Raw genomic sequence first — 12,385 nt, forward strand, 5'->3', positions numbered from 1 at the left:
GGCCGCAGATGAGCTACCAGAGCAAGGCCGCCCGCAAGGCGAGGCTGCGGCTGGCTGCCCTCGGCGTCGTCGTGGTGGCGGCTGTCGGTGGGGGTGGGTTCCTCGTGGTCACCGGCCTGGGCGACGACAGCTCGAAGGCCGCGTCAGACCCTGCCGCCCAGAAGCCGACAGCCTCCGCCAAACCGTCGAAGCCGGCGGCGAAGCGATACACGCCCCAGACCTTCCAGCACACGCGGATACTGAAGCCGCGAACCGTTAAGGACGGCATCGGCGTCGGCTTCGAGAACGGCGCCTTGGGGGGACTGTCCGCGGCCATCTCCTACTGGCAGGACGCGGAGTTCCTCGATGACGTCACCGCTCGAAAGCAGTGGTCTGTCATCGCTTCACCCGACTCTCCGCAGACCGTCGACAAGCGGGTCTCCGAGATTCGCAAGCTGCGCGAGGCGTTGGGGCTGCCGCCCTCGGGCGGGACTCCCAACGGGATGTCGTTCAGCACCGTGGTCAAGGGCGTCCGCGGCCTGTCTCTCGACTCCAGCCGGGAGGTCATCGAGGTCTGGCTGTCCTATGACCGCTACGCAACGATGACCGGCAAGAGGGCAGACAACGAGCCGCTGCGGAACCAGCTGACTTCGCTGATCCTCAAGTGGCAGGACGGCGATTGGCGGGTCACTGACGAGGAGAAGTACGCAAAGCTGTCCGACCGCCCCGTCCCCTTTGATCCGGAGATCACCGCCTCGTGGGAAGACGGCTGGAGAGTGGTCGACCAATGAGTAAGGCGATGGCTCGTCTGGGGTCCTTGCTGGCGGCACTGTTGTTCCTGCTGTCGCTCAGCGCGCCGATGGCGCATGCCGACAAGGTCGACCGAGGCCCGATCCCCAAGGAGTACGAGGGATTCGAGGTCGGGGTCAGTAAAACCACCGGCAAATGGTGTCGGCTGGACGACCCGGACATGAAGAAGCGCGTCGACTGCGGCCTGCCTGGCGAGGGTGAGTTGCCTGGCTCTGTTGAGGCAGGTGCTGACGCCACCCCAGAGCACAATCGGGCCATCCAGCAAAAGAAGCTGAAGGAATGGCAGGAAGAGCAGTCCAAGAAGAAGGGAGACAAGCCCAAGAACTGGGACGAGATCAACAAATCCGTCACCAAGTGTGTTGAGGGCGGCAAGAACTTCGCCACGTGCTTGGAGAAGTCTCCGCCTCCTGCCATCGAAGGACCGGTCGACTGGGCCCTGGGGAAGATCTCCAAAATGGCGGCCGATGCCATGCGGGAGGTCGCCGGCGCGATCGGCGAGGGCGTGGTGTGGCTGCTGAAACAGTTCGCGGACGCCTTCAACGACTTCTCGAAGATCAACCTTGCTCAGACCGGCATCAGCAAGGTAATGGGGATCACCACGGGTCTGTCCGCAGTGGTGGCAACGTTCCTGTTGCTGCTCCAATTCGGCAAGCTAAGCATCAGCCAAGACGCCCGCCCGCTGGTCACGGCGATCACAGGTCTGGCCAAGTGGGCGGTGATCCTCGCCTTCTACACGACGGCCACGCAGGTCGCGCTGGAGTGGTCCGACGCGCTCAGCACCGGGCTGATCGACTACACGATGGGTGGAAACGGCTCCGGCGATGACAGGATGAAGGCGCGCCTGGGCGAGATGTTCGCCGGGCTGCTCGCGGGTGGTGGCGCCACGACAGCCGGTACGGCCGTGGTCACCGGCAGCGGTGTGGTGCCCGCCGCGGTCGGCGTTATCATCGTGCTTGGGATCCTGTGCATCCTCGCCGTGGGCGCCCTGTGGGTGGAGATGCTCATCAGGCAGGCCGGCATCATGATCCTCATCGCCGCGATGCCCCTGGTCCTCGCGGGTCAGATGGCTGACGCGACCCGGGAGTGGTGGCCCAAGGCCCGTAACGCGCTGATCTCGCTGATCCTGATGAAGCCCGTGATCGTGCTCTGTTTCTCGATCGGGTTCAGCGCCATGACCGACGCTCAGGGCATCCGCAACGTGCTGGTCGGGTTGATCATCTTCATCATGTCCTGTTTCGCGTGGCCGGTCATCGCCAAGTTCCTCACCTTCACGAGCAACGGCGCGGGCAACTCGGCGGCGTCAGGGGCGATGAGCTCTCTCGGGTCGAGCGTCTCCAGCATGTTCGGCGGCCAACAGCCCGCTCTCAGTGGCGCGGGCACCGTCGGGGGCGGCAGCAGCTACACCAGGGCCCTGGAAGCCGACAACGCGTCGACGGCCGGCAGCGGCGGATCCGGTGGTTTCTGGAGTGACGACTCCCTCAAGGCCAGGCTGAAGGGCGGTTCCGGCACCTTCGGCTCGAAGGTCGCCGGCCCGGTCGGCCTCGGTCTCCAGGTGGCTGCTCTGGGCAAGGACACGCTGGAGAGCGCGGGAGCGAACACCGCGGCCCACGCCGGGCTCGACCACGGTGCCCAGGGCGGCCGGCACGCGCTGATGCCGCCGCGTATGGGTGTGGACATGGCCTCCCAGGGCGAGCAGGGGCCAACGCCCGCCCGGTCTCCGAGCCCCGAGGCGGAACCGCCTGCCGCGCCGCCGGCCTCCGCCCCGGAGACGGCGTCCTCGCCCGCCCCCACCGACGGAGGGAGCTGACCGTGTCCACTCCAGAGCCCGTCACGTATGGCGGGTGGCAGTCCGAACGCTCAGGGTTCATGGGAAACCTCAGCGGACCGGGCTTCGTCCTGGTGGCGTTCGCCTGCGTCATCGCCCTCGTCCCGATCTATCAGCGCAGCTGGACATCGGCCCTCCTCGCGGTGCCGCTGGCGCTGCTCCTTCTCCTTCTGGCCTTCGGCCGCGTACTCGGTCTCACCGCCGACGAATGGATCGTCCTCGCAGTAAGGCACCAGATCTCTGTGGCAACCAGCAAGAACCTGTTCTTCTCCGGCGTCTTCGCCCCCCGCACCAAGAGCGGCGACCAACCGATGGACCTGCCCGGGGTGCTGGCCCGACTGCGCATCCTGGAAGCCCCCGACGGTCTGGGCGGCCGGCTGGGGATCACCCACAACCCCGTGGACGGCACCTACACCGCGATCTGTCGCGTCACCTTCCCGGGCCTGGCCTTGGTGGACACCGACAAGCAGAACGCGCGGGTCAAAGCGTGGGCGGCGTTCCTGCGGGCGCAGTGCAAGGAGGACTCCGCGATCACCCGCATCGCGGTGCACCAGCGCAGCCTCCCCGATGACGGGGCCGCGCTGCGGTCCTGGACGGAGCGGCACACCAGCCCCGACGCACCGGCAGCCGCCGTGCAGGCACTGGGCGAGCTGATGCAGGGAGCGGGCCCGGTGGCCACGCTGCGCGAGACCTACCTGGCCATCACGCTCTCTTCGTCCCGCGCCCGCCTCGCCGTCAAGGGTGCAGGCGGCGGACAGGTCGGTGCGGCCGCCGTGCTGGTGCGCGAGATCAACGCCATGCACTCCTCACTGAGCAGCGCCGGCCTGACGGTACTGGAGTGGCTGCCGCCGCGGGGGGTCACCCAGGCGATCCGCACCGCGTACGACCCCGACGCGCAGCTGGCGCTGGCCGCCCGCAGCAGCTCGGCCGAGGATCCGCAGTGGCAGGGCCTTCCTCGCGGCGTGGACCCGGACCTGGCCGGTCCGTCAGCGGCCGAAACGGGCTGGGGGGTGTACCGGCACGACGGCGCGTGGACGGTCAGCTACCAGGTGCGCGGGTGGCCACAGTCCGAGGTCTACGCCACCTTCCTCCAGCCGCTGCTGCGGCCGCGGCAGAACGCCCGGCGCTCCCTGTCCCTGGTGTACGAGCCGATCGGTCCGGCCAAGGCCCGTCAGGAGCTGGCCCGGGAGAAGACCAAGCGCCAGGCGGCCCGTCAGCTTCGGGCCAAGACCGGTAAGGCGGAGTCGGAGGACGAGCGCCGCGAGGCGATGACCGCACGGGCCCAGGACGTGGCCCGCGCCTCGGGCCACGGCGTGGTGCGGCTGACCGGCCTGCTGGCGGTGACGGTGACCGACTACGGGCAGTTGGAGACAGCATGTGCCGAGCTCCAGGCGGACGCCTCCTCCGCCGGCCTGGAGCTGCGCCGGATCTGGGGGGCGCAGGACTCCGCGTTCGCAGCCGCCGCTCTGCCGCTGGGGCAGGGGCTGCCCGACCGGAGAGTGGGCATCTGATGGCTCCCCTTTTCGGACGACGTCCCGCCGACGACAGCTCGCTCAAGGCGACATCACTGTCGGAGCTGCTCGACTCCCCCAACGGCGGTACAGTCCCGCCCACCCGCCGGCCCAGCGCCCGTGAACTGCGCCGGTCCCGGCTGCTGGAGGACCCGGAGCTGGCCATGCGGGTCGCTCCTCGCAGGGGGTGGAACCTGCCCTTCGCCGGTCGGGCGGCCTCCGTGGCCAAGGCGGAGGTCTTCCGGGCGGACACCCAGCGGGCCTCGGGCATCTACCCATTCCTCCATGCCGGCTCGCTGCCCCCCATCGGCGTGTACATGGGCTGGAACACCCTGACGATGCAGGCGTTCTCGGCGCACCCGGCGGCCTGGGTCCGCGAGGGGCTGTGCACGAACCCCAACGTGATGATCACGGGTATTCCCGGCAGCGGAAAGAGCGCCCACATCAAGGCGCTGTGTTTCCGGCTGATGACCCTGGGCCAGCGCACCCTGATCGCCGGCGACGTCAAGGGCGAGTACCAGGAGCTGTGCCGGCACCTGGGCGTCGAACCCGTCCGGCTCGGACCCGGCCTGCCGGGGCGGCTGAACCCCCTGGATGCCGGCCCGCTGGGGCAGGACCTCGACAAGATCACAGATGCCGAGGAGCTCAAGGCCCGGCTCAAGGAGGTCCACCGCAGACGGTTGACGTTGCTCAAGGCCCTCCTGGAACTCCAGCTCAAGCGGTTCCTGCTGCCGCAGGAGGAAGAATGCCTGGACATCGCCGTGCGCGAGGTGACCGGTGAACTGTACGGACAGACCCGGCTGAGCGTGCCCACGCTGCCCGCGGTCTACGGCAAGCTCAAGGACCCCACCCCGGAGATGGCCCGCGAACTGCGGGTGCGCGGGGATGACGTTCAGTCCGCGCGCGAGCAGATGGCCTCGCTGCGGTCCGCCCTCGGCGGCATGATCCACGGCCACCTGGGCGGGCTCTTCGACGAGCAGACCAGTATCGGGCTGGACTGGGACGCAGCCATCCAGTCCGTGGACATCTCCGCACTCCAGCACTACGGCGACGAGACCGTCGCCATGGTGCTGACCTGCGTAAGCAGCTGGGCCCAGTCAGCCATCGACCAGCCCGGTCGGCCGTGGATCGTCGTCCGCGACGAGCTGTGGCGCCAAATGCGATCCGGCGGCGCGGCCATGGTCCGCAAGATCGACGCCGACCTCCGCCTGTCCCGGGCGACCGGCACCATCCAACTCCTGGCCACCCACCGCCTCAGCGACTTCGAAGCCGTCGGCGCGGCCGGCTCGGAGGCGGTCGCCATCGCCAAGGACCTGATCGCTTCCTGCGAGACCCGTATCCAGCTGGCCCAGGACACCAAGCCGCTCCAGATCACGCGGGAGGCCATCGGGTTGACCGACGCCGAGTGCGACCTGATCGGCTCCTGGGGTGCGGGCCAGCGCGGCCGCGCGCTGTGGAAGGTGGGGCGCGGCGGCGGATCGCACGCGGTCCAGCTGATGCTGAGCCACACCGAGAAGGCCCTGTTCGAGACGGACGAGCGGATGGTGGTGTGACCGTGAATTCCGGCGGCAAGCCAGCGTCCTCTCGTACGGGTGACGACTCCCTACTGGTGCCGGCCTCGTTGCTCACCGGCGCCGCGGCACTGGCGTGCACTTTGCTGACGGCTCCGCTCGCGGCGTTCCTCGCGGGACGGGGCTGGCCCGAGCGGGTGCATGGCGATTTGGCCACCACCGCTGTCATGGCCATAGTCCGCGGCCCGGGATCCGCCTATGCGCCGGCCCCGCCGGCCTGGCTCTTCTGGGCTTTGACGGTGCTGTTGTTCGCGGCGATCGGCGCTGCCACGCTGCGTGTGCTGCGCCGCCGCGGCAAGAAGCCCACCGGATTGGCCGACCGAGGGGAACTGGCCGGCATGCTGCCCAAGGGAGCCGCGGAGCGCGCCCGCCAGCTACGGCCGGCGCTGTCCAAGTTGAAGCGCCTGGAGCCTGACGACACCGGCAATCTCCTGGGGAACCTGGAGCCGAACGGACCTGAGCTGCGTTCCTCCTTCGAGGACGTGGAGCTCGACCTGATGGCACCGCGAGCCGGTAAATCCACCGGCATCGCCGTACCGCGTGTGCTGCGCGCCCGTGGGGCCGTACTCCTCACGTCGAACAAGGCCGATGTCTACAGCGTCACCAAGGCCGAGAGGGCTGGAGTCGGCACGGTGTGGACGTTCGACCCGCAGGGCATCGCGCACACCCGGCGCGAGATGTGGTGGGACATGCTCGCCGACGCCTCCACCATCGAGGGCGCACGGCGCCTGGCCGGGCACTTCGTGGGGGCCGTCAACGACGACGCCTCCAAGCGCGACTTCTGGATCTCGGCGGCGCAGAACACGCTCACCGCGCTCTTCCACGCGGCGAACCAGGGGCAGCGGCCGGTCACGGACGTGCTGTCCTGGCTGGCCGATCCCGCAGACCGGACACCCGTGGATCTTCTGCGCGACGCCGGAATGGACGCCCTCGCCGAACAGCTCCAGGGCACCATCAGGGGTGCGGTCGAGACCCGCGACGGCATCTACGAGACCGCTCGCCAGTGCGTGGCATGCCTCCTCGATCCGAAGATCGCCGCTTGGGTGACCCCCGACCCGCGCGTCGCGCAGTTCCGGCCCGAGGTTCACGCGTTGAGCCGAGACACGCTCTATCTGCTGTCGAAGGACGGCGGCGGTTCGGCCGCGGGCGTGATCGCCGCCGCGGCCGACTCCGTATTGCGCGCCGGAGCCACGGCCGCAGAGCGCATGGGAGGACGTCTCGATCCGCCCATGACGGCCGTACTCGACGAGGCCGCGAACGTCTGCCGGATCTCCGATCTACCCGACCTCTACTCCCACTTCGGCTCGCGCGGCATCAACGTCGTGACGCTGCTGCAAAGTTACCGGCAGGGGAGCCGGGTATGGGGCGAGGCGGGGATGGACGCCCTCTGGGGCGCCGCCACCATCAAGCTCCTCGGCGCGGGGCTCGACGACGCCGACTTCATCGAGAAGATCTCCCGGCTCGTCGGCGAGCACGACGTCAGCACGGTGAGCTACTCGAAGACCGGTGACACGCGTTCCCGTTCCACCTCGTACCGACTCGAGCGCGTCATGCCAGCGGACCGAATTCGCGCTCTGCCCAAGGGAACGGCTCTTCTCCTCGCCACGGGCGTGAAGCCGGCCCTCATCCGGCTGCGCCCCTGGTACAAGGAGCCGGGAGCCGACCGTATTCAGGCGGCCGCCCAGGCCGAAGTCAAGGCGATCACCGTACGTGCCACAGAGGGGATCTCCCGCATATGAGCGACTTCGGCGCGGAGGCGGAGCAGGCGCGCTCGCCCTTCATTCTCTATTTGGAGGGTGAAGAACAGCAGGCTGCGATGGAGGGCCTGTCCTACTGGGTGAGCGGGCTGCTGCTCCCGGTCTACGGCAGGGAGGTCACTTCTCGTGCGCCCTGGTGTTCACAGTGGTGGGAGCACCTGGAAGCCGTCGCCCAATTGCATGCGTTGTGGCTTGCCTGGCAGGAGCTCACAGGCCCCAACGGGGGCCTGACCGGACCGGCGATGTGGCACCGCGACTATCTGGGACCGATGATGCAGGCCCTGCGCGATCCCGACGGACCGTTCTCGGGATGCCGGACCGGCGGGCACCGGGCGAAGGAAGCGCCCACGGTCGAGGCGTACCCGGCGTGACGAGACCCGGTCGACCCGGCGTAATAGCCTGACGACCGATCAATTTCTGATCATTTTGGAGAAGAACGCGTGAGTGAACAGACGGCTTTGGCGGATGCGTACGAGCGGCTCTACTCGGTCTCGGCTCGGATGCTCTGGGCGCAGGAGTATCCGGCTTGGCTCTCGGAAGACTCCGGATGGCCCGCGGAGCGGCGCGCTGCATGGCAGGCCTTGGAGCAGGTGCTGCTCAATGCGGAAGCCGCCCTGGGCACGCCCCAGCCGGGCGAGGCTTCCGATCCTGCGCGGCATCTGGTCTCGCGCCGCGCCCCGGGCCCCGTGGACCGACCCCTGAACTTCGACGAGGCCGTACAGGACTGGAAGCAGCGGCTCGCTGCCGATCCCGGTTTCCTCGTGGAACGCCGCGAGCCCGTGGCCGACTATTACATGGAGCCGGGCTCGTGCGTCGTGGTGGCCCCCGCCCGCCACCTTGTCATGACCACTATTTTCCATGAGTTCTTCTACCGGGTGGCACCCGGACGGCCGGGGATCGCCCTCAGCGCGGATGCCGCGGACCTGAGCGCAGTGATCCACGAGGCCGCAGACGCCCTGAGAGCACCGCTGGGTCGGGCGGTCCCCACGCCGCATCCCGGCTCCGCCCCGTGGATCTCCCCTGTGTCCCGCAGCGTCGCCGACCTGCCCGACCTCCCCGCACGGTTCGAGGCGCTGCGCCGCGCGGCGTGGCTCGCGGCCGAGTCGGTGCCGTCCTTCGAGGAGCTGAAGGCAGCGATGGACCTCTCGGTGACCGTCGCCGCCAGCAAGGCGGCAGGCGATCTCCTGCAGCTGCTGTCCGGCCGTGCGGTGCCGATGTGGCGGGAGGAATACGAGGACATCGACCCGGCCCGTCACGGCGTCGTGGGACTCGACTCCGACGATTCGGGCCCGCACCCCGTCGCCTTCCCTGAGGAAGCCGCCCGTTGGCGTAACGCGTTCGCCAAGGGATCCGCTCCGTGGACACCCGAGGAGTACCAGCGGCAGTTCTACCCGGACCGCGGCGAAAACGACGTGGTGTTGTCCGCGACGCGGGCTCTCGTCTTCGCCGAGCTGCTGGACGAGTTCGCGGCCCGGATCTGTCCGGGGCGGCGGACGGGCCTCATTCACTACAGCGCATACGCGTTCGACCAGTTCATCCTCGGTGACATCGGCCGCGAGCTGCGCGAGCACGTGGGATTCTGACGGGAAGGCAGTCCGTGGCAAACAACCGATACCGCATCCTCGTCGTATCCAATCTCAGCGGCATGGGAGAGGGCGGCATCCCCGTCTTCAACCAGCACCTCACCGAGGCGCTCGCCAAACAGCACGACGTGACCCTGTTCACCGCGAAGCCGGACACCATCCCGCACCAAGGCGCACGGATGGTCTCCACGCCCGACCGGCCCAGCACCGACGTCGAATGGCATGACTGGCTCAAGCAAAACGTCTCCCAGGATCCTCGCGATCATGGTCTTCCCGACCCACAGGAGCGTCCTTTCGACCTGATCATCGGCCACTCCCGCTTCTCCGGCCCGGCCGCGACCGAGCTACGGGACCGTTGGTATCCGGACGCTCGGGTCGCGCACTTCCTGCACACCAGCCCCGAGCGGCTCCCATGGGTCAAATATCCGGACGATCCGGAGAAGGCCCAGTCCAAGGCTGTGCGGGACGCCGGGATCGAACGCGACATGATGGAGCGGTCCGACGTGGTCGTCGGTGTCGGACCCCTGCTCACCAGGGAGGCCGAGCGGCTCGCTTCGTCCGGACAGCATGTTCCGGCTTCGCACCAGCTCATACCAGGTGTGAAGATCGAGGAGCTCGTCCAGCGCGCACCGCACGAAGGCAGGCTCAACCTCCTCGTCATGGGGCGGACGGACGACCTGTTGAAGGGCGTCAATGACGCGCTCCGCGCTGTGAAGCACCTGAACCAGCTGGGGGTTGACGTACACCTCACCATCCGCGGCGCCAAACCCGAAACGTTCGACGAAGCGGTGCGCGAGGCCAAAAGGCTGGGAGGTGCGCAGAACGTCACCGTCAAACCCTTCAGCGACCAGCCCGAGGATCTGAAGAAGGACATCATTGCCGCCGATGCCGTAATCATGCCGTCCAAGCACGAGGGGTTCGGCCTCGTGGCCACCGAGGCGGCGGGACACGGCGTGCCCATTCTCGTCAACCAGGAGAGCGGGGCGGCGGAATTCCTAGGGGACACGGCACGCATCGACCCCGAGATCGGCCAGCCGTGCATCATCGCCGAGCCCGCTGATCCGAATCAACGCCCTGCCGTATGGGCCAAGGCATTTCAGGACCTCAGGACCGACCTCCCCCAGCGCCGCGAGAATGCCAAGGAGCTCCGCGAGGCGCTCAAGGCCTACTCCTGGGACAACGCCGGCCAGTGCCTGGTCGAGGCCGCCATGAAGACGACACCGAAAACCCGGCAGGGCCAGGACGGCCCCGCATCGCAGCAGAGGCTCGCCACCGTACAGGGCCCGAATGGAACGCTGCTCTCCAGCAGTGAGAAGAAACCGCAGACGGCGTCCACGCCCCCTGGTCCGCAGAGCGTCCTGGCCAGAGCGGCCAATATGAGGTCTCCTGGACTCCGTCCTACCCCCGTCCAAGCGAACGCACCGGGTCCCGCCCAGCAAGGCCCGACCCCCGCACCCCGTCAGTTCCACCTGCCGCAAGGCCCCCCCGGCCAAGGCAGAAGTTCCAGCCGGTAGCTCGGATCCGGTGCCGCTCGGCACCGGCCACCGAAGCACGATCTCGGCTGTCGGGTCCCGCCCATAGCGTCAACCCAGCCGGCCGGCATTGAGGTGGAGCAACGACCATGCCCACTCTCCTTCGAATACAGCCAGTCATGCACAGAGCAGGGACGGTAACTGATGAGCAAGGCTGGACGCGCCCGGGTGTTTCAGGCGATCGGGGCGGACGATCCCTCCACTGCGGGGGGATACAGGCTGGCGGCACGGCTCGGAACCGGGGGAATGGGCAAGGTATATCTCTCGTACACACCAGGTGGCCGCCCTGTCGCGATCAAAGTGATCCGGCCGGAGTTCGCTGAGAACCCTGAGTTCCGGCGGCGGTTCCGGCAGGAGGTGCAGGCCGCACAGCGTGTCCAAGGGCTCTTCACCGCTCCGGTCATCGACAGCGACACCGAAAGCCCACAACCCTGGCTGGCCACGGCATACATACCCGGACCCACATTGGCCACAGCGGTCACCGAGCACGGACCACTTCCTGTGCGGGCCGTGCTACTGCTCGTCGCAGGCATCGCGGAAGCGTTGCAGGCCATCCACGGCGCCGGGATCGTGCACCGCGACCTGAAGCCGTCCAATGTCCTGCTCGCCTCTGACGGCCCTCGCGTCATCGACTTCGGGATCGCCCGGGCGGCGGACGCCACTGCGCTCACCGTCAGCGGCGCCACTGTCGGAACTCCCGCCTTCATGGCGCCTGAGCAGGCGGCCGGTGCCGGGGTCACCACCGCGGCGGACGTCTTCGCGCTCGGACAGGTAGCCGTCTTCGCCGCGATGGGCAGATCCGCCTACGGTGACGGGCCCTCGCATGCCGTGCTCTACCGCATCGTTCATGAGGATCCGGACCTGACCGCGCTGCCGACCGAGCTGCGGCCCATTGTCGCCCGCTGTCTTGTCAAGGATCCCGCGAAGCGCGCGCCCTTGTCGGAGATCCTCGGCATGTGCCAGGCCGCAGCAGGGATGACGCAACTGCGCCGACCTGAAAGCTGGCTGCCGGCGGCGCTCGCCTCTTCCATTGCCGAACGCCACGCGGCACCCTCACCCGCCCCGACCGCTCCACTCACCCGACCGGACCTGCGCCCCGCACCGCAGGGCCCACCGCTACTCCCTCCCGGAATCCGCTACCCGCCGGCGCCGTCTGCCCCACACGACTTCCCTCCGGGTATCCACGGCGTGCCGCCGATGGCCTGGCGCGGGCATCCGCTACCCCCACAGCGGAAGAAGAACACGGGCCTCATCATCCTGGCTTCCGTACTCGGCGCACTCATTCTGCCCGTCGGCGGTTGTGCCGTACTGATGAACACCTACCTCAGTGATGCGCGCAAGGCGAGCAATGGTTCCCAGCGGAACGCCGACAGTACGCGGGAGAGCCCCGGGGCAAAGCGCAGCTCCGAGCCCAAGCCGACTTCTCACCCCGACATTCAGCTGCCTGACGGTTACTACCTCAGATTTGATGACGATCCGCTTCGACCACGGCCTTCGAACTTTGACGATCTCTACTATTCGTGCGGCGGCTCTGCAGACTGCCAATTCGGCTCGTACAACAGCGACCTGGTATTGCTGGACAAGTCTCAGGAGGGCTCGCTAAAAGCCTGCAAGCAGAACACCCGCTTCACTCACCAAATCGCCCTCAAACAGGTCTCCAGAGGCTCTCAGATCTGTGTGACCAAGTCGAACGACATCACTTTGGTCACGATCAAGGAGATCTCGGCGGAGTCCGAGTCCAGTCGATATGTGAATCTCGATGTGACCACCTGGCGTAACGCACTGGACAGCAACTGACCCGAGGCCTTCAACGGCAT

9 protein-coding genes are annotated in these 12,385 nt (G+C 68.0%); all 9 read left to right on the top strand.

Annotation, left to right across the window (positions count from 1 at the left end):
- The first annotated feature begins 8 nt into the window (after positions 1 to 8).
- Positions 9 to 770: a hypothetical protein gene (locus tag ACZ303_RS13640; RefSeq protein WP_467338411.1), complete on the top strand. Its 762-nt coding sequence runs from the start codon at positions 9 to 11 to the stop codon at positions 768 to 770.
- Positions 771 to 796: 26 nt separating this feature from the next.
- A complete protein-coding gene (locus ACZ303_RS13645) occupies positions 797 to 2,596 on the top strand; it encodes a hypothetical protein (RefSeq protein ID WP_467338413.1) in 1,800 nt (599 codons plus the stop codon).
- A gap of 2 nt (positions 2,597 to 2,598) precedes the next feature.
- Positions 2,599 to 4,125 carry an SCO6880 family protein gene (locus ACZ303_RS13650; RefSeq protein WP_467338415.1) on the top strand — a complete coding sequence of 509 codons (1,527 nt, stop codon included), beginning with the start codon at positions 2,599 to 2,601 and terminating at the stop codon, positions 4,123 to 4,125.
- Entirely contained in the window at positions 4,125 to 5,678 is a 1,554-nt protein-coding gene (locus ACZ303_RS13655; RefSeq protein WP_467338417.1) for a type VI secretion protein, read from the top strand. Before ACZ303_RS13650 ends, ACZ303_RS13655 begins: the two co-directional genes overlap by 1 nt.
- 2 nt (positions 5,679 to 5,680) lie before the next feature.
- Positions 5,681 to 7,435: a type IV secretory system conjugative DNA transfer family protein gene (locus ACZ303_RS13660; RefSeq protein WP_467339023.1), complete on the top strand. Its 1,755-nt coding sequence runs from the start codon at positions 5,681 to 5,683 to the stop codon at positions 7,433 to 7,435.
- Positions 7,432 to 7,824, top strand: a complete 393-nt coding sequence (locus ACZ303_RS13665) for a DUF4913 domain-containing protein (protein ID WP_467338419.1) — start codon at positions 7,432 to 7,434, stop codon at positions 7,822 to 7,824. The genes ACZ303_RS13660 and ACZ303_RS13665 overlap by 4 nt, the downstream gene beginning before the upstream one ends.
- Positions 7,825 to 7,893: 69 nt before the next feature.
- Positions 7,894 to 9,036 (top strand): hypothetical protein, encoded by a 1,143-nt coding sequence (locus ACZ303_RS13670; RefSeq protein ID WP_467338420.1) that lies wholly within the window; start codon positions 7,894 to 7,896, stop codon positions 9,034 to 9,036.
- A gap of 14 nt (positions 9,037 to 9,050) precedes the next feature.
- Positions 9,051 to 10,550, top strand: a complete 1,500-nt coding sequence (locus tag ACZ303_RS13675; protein WP_467338422.1) for a glycosyltransferase family 4 protein — start codon at positions 9,051 to 9,053, stop codon at positions 10,548 to 10,550.
- Between the two features lie 162 nt (positions 10,551 to 10,712).
- Positions 10,713 to 12,365 carry a serine/threonine-protein kinase gene (locus ACZ303_RS13680; RefSeq protein ID WP_467338424.1) on the top strand — a complete coding sequence of 551 codons (1,653 nt, stop codon included), beginning with the start codon at positions 10,713 to 10,715 and terminating at the stop codon, positions 12,363 to 12,365.
- Positions 12,366 to 12,385 lie beyond the last annotated feature (20 nt).

This window comes from Streptomyces sp. NPDC023527, assembly GCF_055560115.1.